The organism is uncultured Amnibacterium sp., assembly GCF_964245895.1.
Classification (GTDB): Bacteria; Actinomycetota; Actinomycetes; order Actinomycetales; family Microbacteriaceae; genus Amnibacterium.
Genome location: NZ_CAXTOQ010000068.1, coordinates 1 through 17,771 on the forward strand (window position 1 = coordinate 1; position 17,771 = coordinate 17,771).

At 75.3% G+C, this 17,771-nt stretch carries 19 protein-coding genes; 12 read left to right on the forward strand and 7 right to left on the reverse strand.

Translation table 11 applies throughout. The features are described 5' to 3' along the window. Nucleotides 1-229 (reverse strand): alcohol dehydrogenase catalytic domain-containing protein (locus tag ACFE60_RS10695; protein ID WP_375388843.1); only part of this gene is annotated, 229 nt, incomplete at its 3' end. Next, complete coding sequence (locus ACFE60_RS10700; protein ID WP_375388844.1) at nucleotides 229-858, reverse strand: NAD(P)-dependent oxidoreductase; 630 nt, start codon at nucleotides 856-858, stop codon at nucleotides 229-231. The genes ACFE60_RS10700 and ACFE60_RS10695, both read right to left, overlap by 1 nt. A 34-nt stretch (nucleotides 859-892) precedes the next feature. On the opposite strand from ACFE60_RS10700, the gene ACFE60_RS10705 reads away from it, so the two are divergent. After that, entirely contained in the window at nucleotides 893-1,363 is a 471-nt protein-coding gene (locus ACFE60_RS10705; RefSeq protein WP_375388845.1) for a MarR family winged helix-turn-helix transcriptional regulator, read from the forward strand. A gap of 77 nt (nucleotides 1,364-1,440) precedes the next feature. Continuing rightward, nucleotides 1,441-2,445 carry an aldo/keto reductase gene (locus tag ACFE60_RS10710; RefSeq protein WP_375388846.1) on the forward strand — a complete coding sequence of 335 codons (1,005 nt, stop codon included), beginning with the start codon at nucleotides 1,441-1,443 and terminating at the stop codon, nucleotides 2,443-2,445. 209 nt (nucleotides 2,446-2,654) lie between these two features. Here ACFE60_RS10710 and ACFE60_RS10715 read toward each other — a convergent pair whose 3' ends face one another. Next, nucleotides 2,655-3,596, reverse strand: a complete 942-nt coding sequence (locus ACFE60_RS10715) for an NAD-dependent epimerase/dehydratase family protein (protein WP_375388847.1) — start codon at nucleotides 3,594-3,596, stop codon at nucleotides 2,655-2,657. Beyond that, the gene (locus tag ACFE60_RS10720) at nucleotides 3,593-4,162 is read right to left on the reverse strand and encodes a hypothetical protein (RefSeq protein WP_375388848.1); all 570 of its coding nucleotides are present in this window, start codon (nucleotides 4,160-4,162) and stop codon (nucleotides 3,593-3,595) included. The genes ACFE60_RS10715 and ACFE60_RS10720 overlap by 4 nt, the downstream gene beginning before the upstream one ends. Before the next feature lie 72 nt (nucleotides 4,163-4,234). Here ACFE60_RS10720 and ACFE60_RS10725 point away from each other — a divergent pair, with 72 nt between their 5' ends. Continuing rightward, a complete protein-coding gene (locus tag ACFE60_RS10725) occupies nucleotides 4,235-4,924 on the forward strand; it encodes a TetR/AcrR family transcriptional regulator C-terminal domain-containing protein (RefSeq protein ID WP_375388849.1) in 690 nt (229 codons plus the stop codon). Nucleotides 4,925-4,932: 8 nt separating this feature from the next. On the opposite strand, the gene ACFE60_RS10730 is transcribed toward ACFE60_RS10725, so the two are convergent. Together ACFE60_RS10730 and ACFE60_RS10735 are read right to left on the reverse strand one after the other, a co-directional pair. After that, nucleotides 4,933-5,745 carry an alpha/beta fold hydrolase gene (locus ACFE60_RS10730; RefSeq protein ID WP_375388850.1) on the reverse strand — a complete coding sequence of 271 codons (813 nt, stop codon included), beginning with the start codon at nucleotides 5,743-5,745 and terminating at the stop codon, nucleotides 4,933-4,935. A 14-nt stretch (nucleotides 5,746-5,759) separates the two neighbouring features. Beyond that, on the reverse strand, nucleotides 5,760-7,604 hold the full coding sequence (locus ACFE60_RS10735) for a phosphoenolpyruvate carboxykinase (GTP) (protein WP_375388851.1): 1,845 nt from the start codon (nucleotides 7,602-7,604) through the stop codon (nucleotides 5,760-5,762). A gap of 113 nt (nucleotides 7,605-7,717) precedes the next feature. On the opposite strand from ACFE60_RS10735, the gene ACFE60_RS10740 reads away from it, so the two are divergent. Continuing rightward, nucleotides 7,718-9,160: a helix-turn-helix domain-containing protein gene (locus ACFE60_RS10740; protein WP_375388852.1), complete on the forward strand. Its 1,443-nt coding sequence runs from the start codon at nucleotides 7,718-7,720 to the stop codon at nucleotides 9,158-9,160. A gap of 182 nt (nucleotides 9,161-9,342) precedes the next feature. On the opposite strand, the gene ACFE60_RS10745 is transcribed toward ACFE60_RS10740, so the two are convergent. Next, nucleotides 9,343-9,477 carry a hypothetical protein gene (locus ACFE60_RS10745; protein ID WP_375388853.1) on the reverse strand — a complete coding sequence of 45 codons (135 nt, stop codon included), beginning with the start codon at nucleotides 9,475-9,477 and terminating at the stop codon, nucleotides 9,343-9,345. A 442-nt stretch (nucleotides 9,478-9,919) separates the two neighbouring features. On the opposite strand from ACFE60_RS10745, the gene ACFE60_RS10750 reads away from it, so the two are divergent. Genes ACFE60_RS10750 through ACFE60_RS10785 form a run of 8 tightly spaced genes read left to right on the forward strand, consistent with a single transcriptional unit; the run spans nucleotide 9,920 to nucleotide 17,647 of the window. Continuing rightward, nucleotides 9,920-11,104 carry a 4-hydroxybenzoate 3-monooxygenase gene (locus ACFE60_RS10750; RefSeq protein ID WP_375388854.1) on the forward strand — a complete coding sequence of 395 codons (1,185 nt, stop codon included), beginning with the start codon at nucleotides 9,920-9,922 and terminating at the stop codon, nucleotides 11,102-11,104. Next, nucleotides 11,101-11,922 (forward strand): protocatechuate 3,4-dioxygenase subunit beta, encoded by an 822-nt coding sequence (gene pcaH, locus ACFE60_RS10755; RefSeq protein WP_375388855.1) that lies wholly within the window; start codon nucleotides 11,101-11,103, stop codon nucleotides 11,920-11,922. The genes ACFE60_RS10750 and pcaH overlap by 4 nt, the downstream gene beginning before the upstream one ends. Next, nucleotides 11,912-12,481 (forward strand): protocatechuate 3,4-dioxygenase subunit alpha, encoded by a 570-nt coding sequence (pcaG, locus tag ACFE60_RS10760; protein WP_375388856.1) that lies wholly within the window; start codon nucleotides 11,912-11,914, stop codon nucleotides 12,479-12,481. The genes pcaH and pcaG overlap by 11 nt, the downstream gene beginning before the upstream one ends. Then, nucleotides 12,478-13,797: a lyase family protein gene (locus tag ACFE60_RS10765; RefSeq protein WP_375388857.1), complete on the forward strand. Its 1,320-nt coding sequence runs from the start codon at nucleotides 12,478-12,480 to the stop codon at nucleotides 13,795-13,797. The genes pcaG and ACFE60_RS10765 overlap by 4 nt, the downstream gene beginning before the upstream one ends. Next, the gene (pcaC, locus tag ACFE60_RS10770) at nucleotides 13,794-15,002 is read left to right on the forward strand and encodes a 4-carboxymuconolactone decarboxylase (RefSeq protein ID WP_375388858.1); all 1,209 of its coding nucleotides are present in this window, start codon (nucleotides 13,794-13,796) and stop codon (nucleotides 15,000-15,002) included. Before ACFE60_RS10765 ends, pcaC begins: the two co-directional genes overlap by 4 nt. After that, nucleotides 15,002-15,781: a CoA transferase subunit A gene (locus ACFE60_RS10775; protein WP_375388859.1), complete on the forward strand. Its 780-nt coding sequence runs from the start codon at nucleotides 15,002-15,004 to the stop codon at nucleotides 15,779-15,781. Before pcaC ends, ACFE60_RS10775 begins: the two co-directional genes overlap by 1 nt. 1 nt (nucleotide 15,782) lies before the next feature. Beyond that, the gene (locus ACFE60_RS10780) at nucleotides 15,783-16,436 is read left to right on the forward strand and encodes a CoA transferase subunit B (RefSeq protein ID WP_375388860.1); all 654 of its coding nucleotides are present in this window, start codon (nucleotides 15,783-15,785) and stop codon (nucleotides 16,434-16,436) included. Further along, a complete protein-coding gene (locus tag ACFE60_RS10785; RefSeq protein ID WP_375388861.1) occupies nucleotides 16,433-17,647 on the forward strand; it encodes an acetyl-CoA C-acetyltransferase in 1,215 nt (404 codons plus the stop codon). Before ACFE60_RS10780 ends, ACFE60_RS10785 begins: the two co-directional genes overlap by 4 nt. Nucleotides 17,648-17,771 lie beyond the last annotated feature (124 nt).

The window sequence follows — 17,771 nt, forward strand, 5'->3', positions numbered from 1 at the left end:
GCCCGCACGCCACGACGGTCCCGGCGAGGTCGAAGCCGAGCGGGAACGCGGGTCGCAGCCGGGTGATGAGCGGCAGCGCGCCGCGTCGGATGCCCAGGTCGGTGCCGTTGATGCTCGACGCGTGCACCCGCACGAGCAGCTCGTCGCGGCGGGGCGCCCGCGGCTTCGGCACCTCGACGACGCGCACCACCTCCGGGCCGCCGGTCCCCGCGATGCGGACCGAGCGCATCAGCGGCCCCGCGCGACGAGCGGCGCCGCGCCGACGTAGCGCCCCTGCTCGACGCAGTCGACGAGGAACGCCGCGAGGTCGGCCCGCGCGATGCTCGTCCGCCTCGGGGAGGTGGACGCCGCGTGCTCGACCGCGCCTGCGGCGTCCGTGTCGACCAGCCGCGGGGGCCGGACGAGGGTCCAGTCGAGGCCGCTCGCCGCCCAGCGCTCGTACTCGTCGCGCTTGTCGCGCACCATCGCGCCGCCGAGGCGCTGCATCGCGGCCGAGATGGCGCGGTCGCGGGGGCTCTTCCGGTCACCCGGGATCGTCACGCCCGCGCCGCTGATGCCGACGAACCGTCGGACGCCCCGGGTGCGCATCGCGGCGATCAGCACCTCCGCGACGTCGGCCGCGATCGCGGGATCGCCGCGGCGCGGCCCCAGCGCGGAGCAGACCGCCGCGGTACCCGTGAGGAGGCGGTCGACCGCGGCGGCGTCGCGGGCGTCGCCCTCCACCGTGCCGACCCGCGGCTGCAGGGCCGCCGAGGCGGCGTCCCGCACGAGCGCCACGACCTCGTGGTCGCGCCGCAGCAGCTCGTCCGCGAGCAGCCGACCCGTGCGCCCGGTCGCTCCCAGCACCGCGATCCGCATCCGGTCTCCTCCCGATCACTTGTACCGTACAACTATGCAGGACGACGCGATCGAACGGCTGGACAGCGCGCTCGTGCATCTCCGGCGCCTGTGGAGCGGGCCGCCGCAGCGGCTCGGCAGCGGCGAGCGGGAGGTGGACCTGTCCGGCGTGCTGCTGCTCGAGGCCTGGGCGCGCCTGGTGGAGGTGCCGGACGGCGCGGTGAGCGTCGGCGCGCTCGCCGCGTTCGCTGCGGTGCGGCCGTCGACCGCGACGCGCCTCGTCGACCGGGCCGTCGCGGCCGGCCTGCTCGAGCGCGTGGATGCGGAAGGCGACGCCCGCCGGCGGCTGGTCACCGCGACGGCGGAGGGGCGCACGGTCCGGCTGCGGGCGGTGACCCTCCGCACCGCGTGGCTGACCGACGTGCTGGACGACTGGCCGACGGGCGACGTCGAGCGCTTCTCCGTGCTGCTGGACCGGTTTGCCGACCGGGTGCGGCGGTCCGGCGGGCCGGGCGACCGCGCCTGAGGTCCCCCTTCCTCAGCGGGAGGGGGAGGGGCGCGGCTGCTCCGCTTCACGCCCGCTGAACCTAAGGTGGACGCTCGATGAGCGAGCACCTGGCAGCCGACGACCGCTACGACCGCATGACCTACCGCCGCACGGGCCGCAGCGGGCTGCTGCTGCCGCGGATCTCCCTCGGGCTCTGGAACAGCTTCGGCACCGACCGGGCGCTCGAGACCCAGCGGGCGATCCTCCTGCGCGCGTTCGACCTCGGAGTCACGCACATCGACCTCGCGAACAACTACGGGCCGCCGCCCGGCGCCGCGGAGAGCGCCTTCGGCCGGGTCCTCGCCTCCGACCTGCACCCGTACCGCGACGAGCTAGTCGTCTCGACGAAGGCCGGCTACCTGATGGGGCCCGGCCCGTACGGGGAGTGGGGCAGCCGCAAGCACCTGCTGGCCTCCCTCGAGCGGTCGCTGGGGCGACTCGGCCTCGAGCACGTCGACGTCTTCTACTCGCACCGCCCGGACCCCGGCACCCCCATCGAGGAGACGATGGGCGCGCTCGCGACCGCCGTGCGGCAGGGCAAGGCGCTCTACGCGGGCATCTCCAACTACTCGCCGGACCAGACCCGCGCCGCGGCGGCCGCGCTCGATGCCGAGGGCGTCCCGCTGCTCGTGCACCAGCCGCGGTACAACATGTTCGACCGCGGGTTCGAGACGCTGATCCCGGTGCTCGAGCAGCTGGGCGTCGGCGCCGTCGTGTTCTCGCCGCTCGGGGGCGGCCTGCTGACCGACCGGTACCTGGGCGGCGTGCCGGGGGACTCGCGCGCCGCGACCGGGCGCTGGATGACGGGCACGGACATCACGCCGGCCTACCTCGACCGCATCCGCGCGATCGGGCGCATCGCGGAGGCGCGCGGCCAGTCGATCGCGCAGCTGGCGCTGACCTGGGTGCTGCGGCACGGCGCCGTGACGAGCGCGCTGATCGGGGCGTCCCGCGTCGAGCAGCTGGAGGACAGCCTGCGCGCGCTCGACGCCCCGCCGCTGTCGGAGGCCGAGCTGGCGGCGCTCGAGCCGCTCGCGGCTCCCCTCGCCGCGGAGGGGTAGGGGTCAGAACCGGTAGTTCGTCAGGGGTCAGGCCCGCTCGCGGCGCGGTCGGTTCGTCGCGCGGTGCCTCCGGCGTCGCGCGGTAGCCGTGGCGTTCCGCGATACGCATGCGTACCGCGCGACGCCGCACCTATCGCGCGACAGGCATCACACCGACGCGGCCAGCGCCTCGCCCCCGACGAGCTTCCGAATCCGACCACGAGGTCCCGCTACCCGCGCTGCGCCGCGATCGTGCGCTCGATGCCCTCCTGGTAGGGGGTCGCGCGGAGGCCGAAGGCGGCCGTGATGCGGCTGCTGTCGACGAGGAAGGGCGCCTCGAACTCGTACGCCATCTCGTCGAGCTCGCGGATCACCGGGTTCACCAGGCCGAGCGCCTTCAGCAGCAGCGGCGGCATCGCCCGCACCTTCGGCGTGGCCGTGCCGGCTGCGCGGTAGGCGCGCTCGACGAGGGCGCGGGTGGTGGTGGGCTCCGGGTCGTTCGGCAGGTGCCACACGCCGCCGGCCGCGGCGGGCTCGGCCCCGAGGACGACGAGCCCCTCGGCGATGTCGGGGATGAAGGTGTAGGTGTGCGGCTGGTCGGGGTCGCCCAGCACGCTCGCCGTGCCGCCCCGCAGCGCCGGCCCGAAGACGCGGTCGCCGAGGTTCGACTGGCCGCCGCCGCCCGGGCCGTAGTAGTCGCTCGCGCGGCCGATCGCGACCTCCACCCGCCCGGCGGCGTGGGCGCGCAGCAGCTCCTCGCTCATCCGGCCCCGCAGCAGCCCCTTCCGCGTGGTCGCGGCGGCGGGGCTCGACTCGGTGAACGGCTGCGGACCCGGTCGGCCGTACAGGTAGACGTTCTCCATGCTCACGAGCCGGGCGCCGGACGCCTCCGCGGCGTCCAGCACGGCCGCCTGCAGCCGCGGGAACTCCGCGGCCCAGCGGTCGTACCGCGGGTTCAGCACCTGGTACAGGACCCGGGCGCCGCGCGCGGCGCCCGCGGCGAACGCGCCGTCCATCGCGTCGCCGCCGACCACCTCCACGCCGTCCGGCACGTCGGCGCGCCCGCTGCGGTTCACCACCCGCACGCTCGTCTCGCCGCGCGCGAGCAGGGCCGAGACGACGGCCCGCCCGATCGCGCCGCCGCCGAAGACGACGTGCTCCGCCGCGCTCATCGCGACGCCCCGGCGGCGCGCGGCCGCAGGAGCAGCGCGAGCGCGGCGCCCGAGAGCGTGGTCACCACGACGGCGCCGGAGGAGCCGAACACCGCGTAGTGCCGCTCCACGTCGACGCCGATCAGCGTCGTCACCGTCCAGCCGAGGCTGAGGAGCGCGGTGCTGAGGGCCGCCCACGCCGCTCGGCTGCCGCGCGGCAGCACCAGGGACTGCGCGAGGCCGACCGCCGCGCCGGTGATCGCGCCCTGCGCCGCGAGCGCCGGCAGCGTCGTCGCGAAGCCGACCGCCGTCGCGCCGGCGCCGAGCCCGGCCGCCATGCCCAGGGCCGTCGCGACCGTCCAGCCGAGCCGCGGCAGCCGGCCGAGCGCCGCCAACGACTGCCCCGCGCCGATCACCGCGCCGGCGACGAGCCCGCCGGCGACCCCGGCGGCGAGGGAGGTGACGGGGCCCGCGACCGCCCCGCCGGCCAGCCCGCCGACGGGGAAGGCGAGGGCGCCGAGCAGCCACGCGCCGGCGGCGAGCGCCGCACGCGGGGGCGCCGCGGCGGTGGGGGAGGAGGTCGTCATGTGCGGCTCCCTTCGGTATGGTCGTCGGCGCACGACGTAACTCTGTACGGTGTGCAGAGAAGAGTCAAGCGCATGTCCGAGACAGCGGCCGCAGCGCGCCCCGGCCCCCGCCGCACCCGCTCCGAGGCGGAGCTCGTCGACGCCGCCCGCACCCTGGTCGCGCGCAGCGGACCGGCCGCGCTGTCGATCCGCGCGGTCGCCGCCGAGGTCGGCGTCACCGCGAACGCGGTCTACACCTACTTCCCGACGAAGGCCGCGCTCGAGGCCGCGGTCGTCGAGTCGGTGCTGGCGGAGGCGGACCTCGGCGCGCTCGAGGAACCCGGACTCGACTGGCGCGAGCGGCTGCTGCGGGTGGGTCTCGCGCTGCGGGAGACGCTGGTGCGGCACCGGGGCGCCGTGCCGCTGCTGCTCGCGTCGCCGTTCACCGGCCCGACCTCGCTCGACCTGGGGGAGCGCACGCTGCGGGTGCTCGTCGACGGCGGCTTCGCGCCCGGCGTCGCAGCGCGCGCCTCCTACGCGCTGATCACCTCGGTGCTCGGGAACCTGGCCGCCTACGCCGCGGAGGTGCCTCCTGGCGACGACGTGCCGGAGGAGGACGCGCTCGCGGCCGAGCGCCTCGCGGCGCTGCAGCGGATCCCGGCGGCGGCGTTCCCGCTGACCGCCGCGACGGCCGCCGTGACCGCGCGCTTCAACGGCGAGGAGCAGTACCGGTGGGGCGTCGAGCTGCTGCTCGACGGCCTGGCGGCGCAGCTGCCGCGCTGAGCGCCGCCTCAGCGCCGCGCCGCGGCCTCCACCTCTGGGGTGCGCTGCGGCGCGGGGCCCAGGAACGCGAGCGCCCGGTCCCGGAACGGGCGGGCGGTGGGCGCGTTGAAGTGGTTCCTGCCGGGGATCTCGAAGAACTCGCCGGAGGGGGTCGCGGCCGCGAGCCGGCGGGAGGCGGCGATGATCCCGTCCTCGCTGCCGGTGGCGAACAGCACGGGCTGCCGCGGCGGTGCGCTCGGGTCCGGCTGCAGGCCGCCCTGCAGCCCGCCGACCAGCGCGACGAGCGCGGCGAGGTCGTTGTCCGGGGTCCTGGCGGCCATGTCGAGGTAGGCGCGCGTGATCCGGTCGTCCACCTCCGCGCCCCGCTCGAGGTGGGCGAGCGCCTGGTCCACCCGGAAGCGGGTGAGCGGCAGGCCGTCGGGGATGCCGCCGAGCACCGCCTTGAGGATGCGGTGCTCGGTGCCGAGCGCGGCGTGCCAGCCGACCCTCGCGCCGAGCGAGTAGCCGACCAGCCCCACCTCGTCCAGCAGGTAGGCGTCGAGCACCGCGGCCACGTCCGCCACCAGCTGCTGCATCGAGTACGCGGCGGGGTCGTGCGGCTTGTCGCTGCGGCCGTGCCCGCGCTGGTCGATGGCGATCACCCGGAAGCCCGCGCGCGTCAGCTCCCGCACCCAGCCGGTCGCGAACCAGTTCACCTGCGCCGATGACGCGAAGCCGTGCACCGCGAGGATCGCGGGCGCCGCCGGATCCCCGACGTCGTAGGTGGCGATGCGGGCGTCGTCGGTCGCCATCACGACCTGCGGCGCGGGCGCCTGCGACATCGGCCCCGACGCGATCACCGGTAGTCGTTCAGCCGCCACCGCAGCCGGGTCAGGCGCCGAACAAGCGGCGCGGGAACGGCGGGGAAGCGGTCGAAGAGGCCCTGGATCTGGTCGCACTCGGTGCGCCAGCCCGCGGCGTCCACGGTGATCAGGGTCCGCACGTCGTCCGCGTGGAGGCCGAGGCCGTCCAGGTCGAGGTCGTGGCGGTACGGCAGCAGGCCGACGGGGGACGGCACCGCGTCGACCTCGTGCTCGAGGCGGGCGACGATCCAGTCGAGCACCCGCACGTTGTCGCCGAACCCGGGCCACAGGTAGCGGCCGTCGTCGTCCTTCCTGAACCAGTTGACCCGGAAGATCCGCGGCGCGTTCGAGCCGAGCCGCTCGCCCACGTCGAGCCAGTGCTGCCAGTGGTCCGCCATGTCGTAGCCGCAGAACGGCAGCATCGCGAAGGGGTCGAAGCGCAGCTGCCCGACCGGCCCCTCCGCGGCGGCGGTCTGCTCGCTCGCGATCGTCGCGCCGGTGAAGACGCCGTCGATCCAGTCGGCGGCCTCGGAGACGAGCGGCACGTTGGAGGCGCGCCGCCCGCCGAAGACGATCGCGTCGATCGGCACCCCGTCGGGCGAGTCCCAGTCGTCGGCGAGCACCGGGCACTGGTCGGCCGGCACGGTGAAGCGCGCGTTCGGGTGCGCGGCCGGGCGGCCCGAGTCGGGGCTCCACGGCTCGCCCCGCCAGTCCGTGAGGTTCGGCGGCGGCGTCGGGCTCATCCCCTCCCACCACACGTCGCCGTCCTCGCGCAGCGCCACGTTCGTGAAGATCGTGTTGCCCCACATCGTCGCCATCGCGGCCGGGTTGGTCGCCTCGCCGGTGCCGGGCGCGACGCCGAAGAAGCCCGCCTCCGGGTTGATCGCCCGCAGCCGGCCGTCGGGCCCTGGGCGCAGCCAGGCGATGTCGTCGCCGAGCGTCTGCACGGTCCAGCCGGGCAGCGTCGGCCGCAGCATCGCGAAGTTCGTCTTGCCGCAGGCGGAGGGGAAGGCGGCGGCGACGTGGTAGCTGCGCCCGGTCGGCGCGGTGATCCGCATGAGCAGCATGTGCTCGGCGAGCCAGCCCTCCTCCCGCGCCATCACGGAGGCGATGCGCAGCGCGAAGCACTTCTTGGCGAGCAGCGCGTTGCCGCCGTAGCCGGAGCCGTAGGACCAGATCTCCCGGGTGGAGGGGAAGTGGGCGATGATCTTCACCGGGTTCGAGGGCCATGCGACGTCGGGCACCCGCACGCCGTCGTCGCCGACGAGGGGCATGCCGACCGTGTGCAGCGCCGGCACCCAGCGCGCGCCGTCGTCGATCTCCTCCAGCGCCTCCGCCCCCATCCGCGTCATGATCGCCGTCGAGACGACGACGTACGGGGAGTCGGTGACCTGCACGCCGATCTGCGACAGCGCGCCGCCGACCGCGCCCATCGAGAAGGGCAGCACGTACATCGTGCGGCCGCGCATCGAGCCCGCGAAGCGCGCCTGCAGCTCGGCGCGCATCTCGACCGGGTCGCGCCAGTGGTTCGTCGGGCCCGCGCCCGCCTCCGTCGGCGAGCAGATGAACGTGCGGTCCTCGACCCGGGCCACGTCGTCGGGGTCGCTGCGCGCGAGGTAGCTGTTCGGCCGCCACTCGGGGTTCAGCCGGATGAGCGACCCGTCGGCGACCATCTGCTTCAGCAGCCGGTCCTGCTCGGCGAGGCCGCCGTCGCACCACACGATCTCGTCCGGGCGGGCGAGCGCCGCGACCTCCTCGACCCAGCGGTCGAGGCGTGCCCGCCCGACGAACCGGCCGAGGGCGGCGGCGGGAGGGCGGTCGGTGGAGAGCATCGTCATCGTCGACTCCGGTTCGAGGGATCGGGGCTGTTCTGCTCAGCCTGACGGGCCCAGCCCTTCCATCGGGCGACCCGGCCTGGAAAGATCGCCGGAACTTCTCCGAGGAGGAAGACATGGACCCTCTGCTGGTCGGCCGCCACCTGCGGGCGCGGCGGCGCGCCTCCGGGCTCACGCTCGACGACCTGTCCGCGCGGGTGGGCATCGCCCCCAGTCGGCTGTCGCTGTTCGAGAACGGCCGGCGCGAGCCGCGGCTCTCCCAGCTCGACGCGCTGGCGACCGCCCTCGGCGTGACCGTGCCCGATCTGCTCGTCGCGGAGGCGCCGGACCCGCGCACCGCGCTCGAGGTCGAGCTGGACCGCTACCAGCGGCAGGCGCTGTACGCCGACCTGGGGCTGCCGGCGGTGCCGCCGACCCGCGCGCTGCCGCAGGAGGCGCTCGAGTCGCTGGTCGGGCTGCACCGCGAGCTGCGCCGCCGGGCGAACGCGGCGATCGCGACGCCCGAGGAGGCGCGCCGCGCGAACACCGAGCTGCGGCTGTGGCTGCGCGGCCGCGACCACCATCTGCCCGAGTTCGAGCGGGCGGCCGAGGACCTGCTCGCCGTCGTCGACCACCGGTCGGGCGCGCTCACGCACCACGACGTGAGCCGGATGGCGCGGCACCTCGGCTTCTCGATCGTGCACGTGAACGACCTGCCGCACTCGACGCGGTCGGTGATCGACCTCGAGAACATGCGGATCTACCTCCCGCCGGCGTCGATCCCCGGAGGTCACGGCCTGCGGTCGCTGGCGCTGCAGGCCATGGCCCACCGCGTGCTGCAGCACACGGAGCCGGAGGACTACGCGGAGTTCCTGCGCCAGCGGCTCGAGATCAACTACTTCGCCGCCGCCTGCCTGATGCCACAGGAGGCGAGCGTCGCCTTCCTCCAGGCCGCGAAACAGGGGCGGGACCTCGCGGTCGAGGACTTCCGCGACGCGTTCGGCGTCACGCACGAGGCCGCGGCGCTGCGGCTGATGAACCTCGCGACCGTGCACCTGGAGCTGCCGGTGCACTTCCTGCGCGTGCGCGACGACGGCGCGATCCTGAAGGCGTACGAGAACGACGGGCTGCCGCTGCCGGAGGACGTCTCCGGCTCGGTGGAGGGGCTGCCGGTGCATCCGGCGTGGGCGTCGCGGGCGGCGTTCGCGCGCACGAACCGGACGACGGAGTTCTACCAGTTCACCGACACGACGGCCGGGACCTACTGGTGCTCGACGCAGACCGGCACCTCCGCCGCGGAGGAGTTCTCGATCACCGTCGGCGTGCGGTTCGCGGACTCGAAGTGGTTCCGCGGCCGCGACACCGCGGCTCGGGCGGACGCCCGCACCGCGGGCGTGCCCCGGGACGAGCAGGACGCCGCGCTGCTGCAGCACTGGCGGGGCAGGGCCTGGCCGAGCGCCAAGCTGCACGCGCACATCCTGGCGCCGCTGCCGACGGGCACCTTCCCCGGCGTCGACGACGAGGAGGTCTATCGCTTCCTCGACGCGCACGCCCGCCCCGCCGAGCCCGGCGGGCGCTGAGCGCGCGCGGCTGCGCAGCCCCGGGCTCGGGCGCTCGCGCGGTACCCGCACCGCGTCGCGCGGTACCTGGACCCCTCCGCGGTGGGTACACGTACCGCGCGATGGTGCGGAGTACCGCGCGACGGGTTCCGTGGTGCAGCACGCCGTGGGGAGACCTCACGGTCCCGCCGCGCTCGCGCAGGTCAGCGGTCGGCGGGGGAGGCGGTGCCGCAGTACCGGCAGGACCAGTAGCGGGGCTGCCCGGTGCCGATCAGGTGCAGCTCGGTGCCGCACTCGTCGCAGGCGGAGGTGCTGAGGGTCGTCGTCGTCGGAGCCATGGTGCGTCCTTGTTCTCTGGTCGGTGTCGTGGGCCGGAGGAGCCCGCCGAGGGGCGACGCGAGCCGCCCGCATCGATCCTTCGTCGCCTCCAGCGCTCGGAGCCCTCCCGCACCCCGTGAAGATGACCGGATCTTCCCGTTCGGCGAAGACCGACGTCCGCGGCGCTCGGGAAACGCACGCTTGCCACTTTTCGCCCCGCCTGCGGGGTGTCGGGTGCGGATAGTGGCAAGTCCGCGGTGTTCGGGAGGCGGGAGACGCGCGCTTGCCACTATTCGCCCTGCCAGCGGGGTGTCGGGGGCGAGAAGTGGCAAGTCCGCGGTGACCAGGGCGCGAGGCGGGGATGTTTGGAGCGCCCTTTTCCGCTGCGCGGAAAAGGCGAACCGCCCGACGGTCCCGGGCTGCAGGCTGCCCGCACCAGAGGTCGACGAAGGGGACGGCTCCGTGCACCAGCAGCGCACCCGGGTGGCCATCATCGGCGCGGGACCCGCCGGACTGCTCCTCGGGCACCTGCTCGCGGCGCGCGGCATCCCCTTCGCGGTCGTCGAGCACCGGTCGCGGGACCGCGTGCTCAGCCGGGTCCGCGCGGGCGTCCTCGAGCAGTCGAGCGTCGACGTGCTCGAGTCCCTCGGGCTCGCCGACGGGCTGCACGCGGACGGCCTCGTGCACGGCGGCATCCACCTGCAGCACGAGCAGGAGCGGTTCCACATCGACTTCGAGGCGCTCGTCGGTCGCACCGTCACCGTCTACGGCCAGCAGCGGGTGCAGGCGGACCTGATGGCCGCGCACGACGCCCTCGGCAGCACCGTGCTCTACGACGCCGCGGACGTGACCCCGGCGGACGACGGCGACCCGGTCGTCCGATTCACGATCGACGGGGAGCCGCACGAGCTGCACGCCGACTTCATCGTCGGCGCCGACGGCTTCCACGGCGTCACGAAGTCCCTGATCCCGCCCGCGCTGCTCGCTCCGGTCGAGCGCGAGTACGACGCCGCCTGGCTCGGCGTGCTCGCCGACGTGCCGCCCAGCACCGACGAGCTGATCTACGCCCTGCACCCCGACGGCTTCGCCATGCACTCGATGCGGAGCCCGGAGGTGTCCCGGCTGTACGTGCAGGTCGAGCCCGACGAGCGGCTGGAGGAGTGGAGCGACGACCGCGTCTGGGACGCGCTCGACACCCGCCTCGCCGTCCCCGGCTGGCGGCTCGAGCACGGCCCCATCACCGAGAAGGCGATCACCAGGATGCGGTCCTCCGTCGTCTCCACGCTCGCGCACGGGCGGGTGCTGCTGGTCGGCGACGCCGGGCACATCGTGCCGCCGACCGGCGCGAAGGGGCTGAACTCCGCGGTCGCCGACGTCGCGATGCTCGGCGCCGCGCTCGCCGAGCAGGCCGGGGGCGACGAGTCCGCCCTCGCGAGCTACAGCGACCGCGCGCTCGCACGGCAGTGGAAGGTGCAGCAGTTCTCGCAGTCCATGACCGACCTGCTGCACGTCCCCGGCGCGACGACACCCGCCGACGAGCGGCAGTTCCGGTACCGCAGCCGCGTCGGCCAGCTGCGGTACATCAGCGGCTCGCGCTTCGCGCAGCAGTCCATCGCCGAGCAGTACACGGGATTGGCCATTCGATGAGCACGACGACCGCCAGCACGGTCCCCGGTCCCACGGGGCCGGAGGAGGACCCGGTCGGCGACGCGGAGGCGGACTCGCAGGCGGCGGTGAGCGCGGAGATCGCCGCGGCGCACCAGCGCCTCGCGGGCCGCCGGGCGAACCACCCGCCTCGCGACTTCGCTCCCTACCGCTCCACCGTGCTGCGGCATCCCACCCACGAGCTGGTGACGCTGTTCCCGGAGGAGATCGAGCGCACCGCGCCCGCCTTCGGCCACGTCGACGTCGACCCGTACGAGAACGACCTGACCATCCAGCACGCCGGCGACCCGCAGGGGGAGCGGATCACGGTGACGGGCCGCGTGCTCGACGGGGACGGGCGCCCGGTGCGGAACCAGCTGATCGAGATCTGGCAGGCGAACGCGGGCGGCCGCTACATCCACAAGCGGGACCAGCACCCGGCGCCGCTCGATCCGAACTTCACCGGCGTCGGCCGCGCGCTGACCGGCGACGACGGCTCCTACCGGTTCACGACGATCAAGCCGGGGCCGTACCCGTGGAAGAACCACCGCAACGCCTGGCGGCCCGCGCACATCCACTTCTCGCTGTTCGGCACCGCGTTCACCCAGCGGCTCGTCACCCAGATGTACTTCCCGGGCGACCCGCTGTTCGCGCTCGACCCGATCTACCAGGCCATCACCGACCAGCAGGCCCGGGACAGCCTGGTCGCGACGTACGACCACGACCTCACCGTCCCCGAGTTCTCGCTCGGCTTCCGCTGGGACATCGTGCTCACCGGCTCGACGGCGACCTGGATGGAGGACGAGCACGATGACGAGTGAACGCCTCCGGCAGACCCCCTCCCAGACCGTCGGCCCCTTCTTCGGGTACGCCCTGCCGTTCCCGGGCGGCGCGCAGCTGGTCCCGGCCGGCGCCGCCGGCGCGATCACCGTGCACGGCACCGTCACCGACGGCGAGGGGGAGCCGATCCCGGACGCCCTGCTCGAGTGGTGGCAGCCGGACGCGGCAGGTCGCATCTCGCAGCGGGACGGCAGCCGCGCGCGCGAGCTCGGGCGCTTCACCGGCTTCGGGCGCATCACCGTGGACCTCGGCGGCCACTACGAGCTGACCACCCTGCTGCCCGGCGCGGTCGCGCCGTCGACCGCGCCGTGGGCCCTCGTCACCGTGTTCGCGCGCGGCCTCCTCCACCACCTCTTCACCCGGGCCTACCTGGTCGGCGCCGACGACCCGGTGCCGGCCGACCCGCTGCTGGACCGCATCGACCCGGCGCGGCGTGAGACGCTGCTCGCGCGGGCCGACGGCCCGTCGTCCTACCGGTTCGACCTGCGGCTGCAGGGCGACCGGGAGACGGTGTTCCTGGACTACGCGGAGCCGGTGTGACGGGTTTCGACCTGGGGCTGCTCGAGGCCTCCACGGGCGCCGCGGCGGTCGTCGGCGACCAGGCGCTGCTCGCCGCGATGGTCGACGTGGAGGCCGCGCACCTCGCCGCGCTCGTCGCCGCGGGCGTCGCGCAGGGCTCGGCCGACTGGGACGCGGAGGCGCTCGACCTGCCGGCGATCGCGGCGGCGGGAGCCGCGGGCGGCAACCCGGTGATCCCGCTCGTCGGGGCGCTGCGCGCGGCGACGCCGCAGCCGCTGGCGGACGCGGTGCACCTCGGGCTGACCAGCCAGGACGTGCTCGACAGCGCGCTGATGCTGCTCGCCGCGCGAGCGCTCACGGCCGCGGAGGCGCCGATCGCACGGGTTCGGGAGGGGCTCGCCGGGCTGGCGGACGCGAACCGCACGACACCGGTCGCAGGCCGCACGCTCGGCCAGCAGGCGGCGCCGACGACGGTCGGGCTGCGGCTCGCGGTGCTGCTCGACGGCGTGACCCGCACCTGGCGGCACCTCGACGGCCTCGAGCTGCCGCTGCAGCTGGGCGGATCGGTCGGCACCGTCGCGGTGCTCGCCGACCGGCTGGGGCCGGACGGCGCCGCCGCGCTGCGCGCCGACGTGGCCGAGCGCCTCGGGCTCGCGCCCCGCGTCGGCGTCTGGCACGTCGAGCGGTCCCCGGTCGCCCTGCTCGGCGCGGGCCTCGCCGCGGTGCTCGGCGCGCTCGGCCGCATCGGGCTCGAGATCGCGCAGGGCGCCCGCACCGAGATCGGGGAGCTGGACCTGGCCCTCGGCGACGGCGAGGGCGGCTCCTCCGCGATGCCGCAGAAGCAGAACCCCGTCCCCGCCGTGCTGCTCGTCGCCAACGCGCGGCGCGCGCCCGGGCTCGCCGGCACGCTGCTCGGCGCGCAGCTCGCGCTCGACGACCGCCCCGCTGGGGACTGGCACGCGGAGTGGCAGCCGCTGCGCGAGCTGCTGCGGCTGCTCGTCGAGTCCGCCGTGCTGGCCGACCGGGCGGTCGCCGCGCTGCAGGTGCACGGCGACCGGACGCGCGCGAACCTCGGCGCCTCCGCCGGCGCGGTGCACGCCGAGCGCGCGCAGCAGGTCCTCGCCCGCGCCCTCGGCCGCGCCCGGGCCGCCGAGATCGTGCGCGCCGCGCTCGCGGCGGACGACTTCGTGCCCGCGGTCCTCGCGGCCTCGGCGGAGGCGGGCGCCGACGCGGACACCGCGGCGCGCCTCCGCGAGGCCACCGCGACCGGCGGGCCGGTCGGGCTCTCCGACCGGCTGATCGACGCCGCGATCCGCGCGGCGGAGGGGGACGCATGACCGTCGTGCTGCGCGGGGTCGTCGACCCGACCACCTCCACCGACCCGGCCGCCCCGCTGCTCGTGCTCGGACCCGCGCTCGGCACCGGCACGGCCGGCTGGCGGGCCGCCGCCCGGCTGCTCGCCGACCGGTTCCGGATCGTCCGCGTCGACCTGCCCGGCCACGGGCTGTCGCCCGCGGTGACGGAGGCGGTCACGGTCGTCGACCTCGCGGCCGCGGTCGTCGCGCTCGTCGACGGGATCGGCGGGGGCCGTTTCGCCTACGCCGGCGTCTCCATCGGCGGCGCGATCGGCATCGATCTCGCGCTCGGTCCGCACGCCGACCGGCTGACCGGCCTCGCCGTGATCTGCTCCGACGCGCGGATCGGCGACCCCGACACGTGGCGCGCGCGCGCCGAGCAGACGCGCCGGCAGGGCACGGCCGCCCTGGTCGCCGCGTCGAGCGAGCGCTGGTTCGCCCCCTCCTTCCTGCAGCGGGACCTGGACGCCGCCGGCCGCACGCTCGGCGAGCTGGTGGACACCGACGACGAGTCGTACGCGCGCCTCGCGGAGGCCCTGGGCGCCTTCGACCGCCGCGCCGACGTGGGCCGCATCACCGTGCCGACGCTGGTCGTCGCGGGCAGCGCCGACCGGGTCGTGACCCCCGCGGCCGCCGCCGCGCTCGCGGCCGCGGCGCCGGGGTCGACCGGTCCGGCCGTGGTGCTCGAGGACACCGGGCACCAGGCGCACCTCGAGCGCCCCGACCGGGTGGCCGCCGCGCTCGCCGGCGCGCTGCTGCCCCCGGACCGCTACGAGGCCGGCATGCGGGTGCGGCGGGCCGTGCTCGGCGACGCGCACGTCGACCGGGCGACGGCGGGCATCACCCCGGACACGGCGGCGTTCCAGCGGTTCATCACCGAGACCGCGTGGGGCACCATCTGGACCCGGCCGGGGCTCGACCGCCGGATGCGCAGCGCGGTCACGATCGCCGCCCTGGTGACCGGCCACCACTGGGACGAGCTGGCCATGCACCTCCGCGCCGGGCTCACCAACGGGCTGTCCCGCGCGGAGCTGACCGAGATCCTGCTGCAGACCGCGGTCTACGCGGGCGTGCCCGCGGCGAACAGCGCCTTCGCGGTCGCCAAGCAGGTCTTCGCCGAGCACGATCTCGCCGAGCACGACTCGGCCGAGCACGGTCTCGCCGAGGACGACACGAAGGAGCACTGATGGACAAACGGGTCGCATCGGCCGCCGAGGCGGTCGCCGACATCCCGGACGGCGCCTCGCTCGCCGTGGGCGGGTTCGGCCTGAACGGGGTGCCGATCGTCCTGATCCGCGCGCTGCTGGCCGGCGAGGCGACCGACCTGGAGGTCGTGTCCAACAACTGCGGCGTCGACGGCTGGGGGCTCGGGCTGCTGCTCGCGGCCGGCCGCATCCGCCGCGTGATCGGCTCCTACGTCGGCGAGAACAAGGAGTTCGCGCGCCAGTACCTCGGCGGCGGCATCGAGGTCGAGCTGACGCCGCAGGGCACGCTCGCCGAGCGCCTCCGCGCGGGCGGCGTCGGCATCCCCGCCTTCTACACCGCGAGCGGCGTGGGCACGATGGTCTCCGAGGGCGGGCTGCCCTGGCGGTACGCGCCGGACGGCTCGGTCGCCGTGGCCAGCCCGCCGAAGCCCACCGCGGAGTTCGACGTGCTCGGGCGCCGCACCACGTACGTGCTGGAGACGGCGATCCGCACCGACTACGCGCTGGTGCGGGCCGCGAGGGGCGACCACCACGGCAACCTCGTGTTCGAGAAGTCCGCGCAGAACTTCAACCCGCTCGCCGCGATGGCCGGGCGGATCGCGATCGCCGAGGTCGACGAGCTCGTGCCGCCCGGCGAGATCGACCCCGACCAGGTGCACCTGCCGGGCATCTACATCGATCGCGTCGTGCAGCTGTCGCCCGAGGACGCGGCCGACCTGCCCATCGAGAAGCGCACCGTGCGCGAACGGCCGGAGGCCTGACATGCCCCTCACCCGCGACCAGATGGCGGCCCGCGCCGCGCAGGAGCTGGAGGACGGCTCCTACGTGAACCTCGGCATCGGCCTGCCCACCCTGATCCCGAACCACGTGCCCGCCGAGCGCACCATCGTGCTGCATTCCGAGAACGGCATATTGGGTGTCGGGCCCTACCCGTGGGCGGGGGAGGAGGACCCGAAGCTGATCAACGCCGGCAAGGAGACCGTGACGACCCTGCCGGGCGCCTCGTTCTTCGACTCCGCCGCGAGCTTCGGGATGATCCGCGGCGGCCGCATCGCCGACGCGGTGCTCGGCGCGATGCAGGTGTCCGAGCACGGCGACATCGCGAACTGGGCCGTGCCGGGCAGGCTGATCAAGGGCATGGGCGGCGCCATGGACCTGGTCGCGGGTGCCCGGCGGGTGATCGTGCTGATGGAGCACGTCACGAAGACCGGCGAGCACAAGGTCCTGCGCGAGTGCGTGCTGCCGCTCACCGGCCGCGCGTGCGTCGACCGCATCATCACCGACCGGGCCGTCTTCGACGTCACCGCCGACGGGCTCGTGCTGATCGAGCTCGCCCCCGGCGAGACCGTCGAGTCGGTGCGGGAGCTGACCGGAGCCGGATTCGCCGTGGCGGACGCGGTCGGGGCCTCCGCGTGACCGCGCTGCGGGAGGCCGTCGTCTGCGCGCCCGTCCGCACCCCCGTCGGCCGGTTCGGCGGCGCGCTCGCGCCGCTGACCGCGCTCGACCTCGCGACCCGCGTGCTCACCGCGCTGGCCGAGCGGTCCGGCCTCGACACGGACGCGATCGACGACGTCATCGGCGCCCAGTGCTACCCGACGATGGAGGCGGCACCGATCGCCCGCGTCGCGGCGCTCGACGCCGGCTTCCCCGTCACCGCGACGGGCTACCAGCTGGACCGCCGCTGCGGCTCCGGCCTGCAGGCCGTGGTGAACGCGGCGATGCAGGTGCAGACCGGGGTGTCCGACGTCGTCGTCGCGTTCGGCGTCGAGTCGATGAGCAACGCCCCGTACTACACGGAGGAGGGCCGCCGCGGCCTGCCTCCGGTCGCGCTCGTGCTGCACGACGCGCTGAGCCGGGGCCGCGAGCGGGCCGGCGGCCGGTTCCACCCGACGCCGGACGGCAACATCGGCACCGCCGAGACCCTCCGCCGCGAGTTCGGCATCTCCCGCGAGCGGCAGGACCGCTTCGCGCTGCAGTCGCACCGCAGGGCGGTCGCGGCGCAGGAGAGCGGCGCGTTCGACCGCGAGCTGGTGCCCGTCGAGGTGCCGGGGCGGAAGGGCGCGGTCACCGTGAGCCGCGACGAGCACCCGCGCGCGGACACCTCCCTGGAGGCGCTCGGCTCGCTGCGGGCGGCGCTGGGCCGCCGCGATCCGGATGCGACCGTGACGGCCGGCAACGCGAGCGGGCAGAACGACGCCGCGGCCGCCTGCGTCGTCACGACGCCCGAGCGCGCCGCGCAGCTGGGGCTGACGCCGATGGCCCGCCTGGTGACCTGGGCGGCGGCGGGCGTCGAGCCGGAGCGGTTCGGCATCGGCCCGGTCCCGGCCTCGAACCGCGCGCTCGAGCGCGCCGGGCTGACGTTCGACGACCTCGACGTGATCGAGCTGAACGAGGCGTTCGCGGTCCAGGTGCTGGCCTGCCTGGACGAGTGGGGCGTGCAGGACGACGACCCTCGGCTGAACCCGCGCGGCAGCGGCATCTCCATCGGCCACCCGCTGGGCGCGACGGGCATCCGCATGCTCGCGACGCTCTGCCACGAGCTGCAGGACCTCGGCGGCCGGTACGCCCTCGAGACGATGTGCATCGGCGGCGGCCAGGGCCTCGCGGCGGTGTTCGAGCGCGTCTGACCGCGCCTCCAGCCAGGTCTCGCGGATCCGCATCTCCTTCGCGGATCCGCAGTTCTCGGCCGACGCGCCGCTGCGATGGCTCGATCAGCGGCGTGTCGCCCCGCTTCTGCGGATCCGCGAGAGC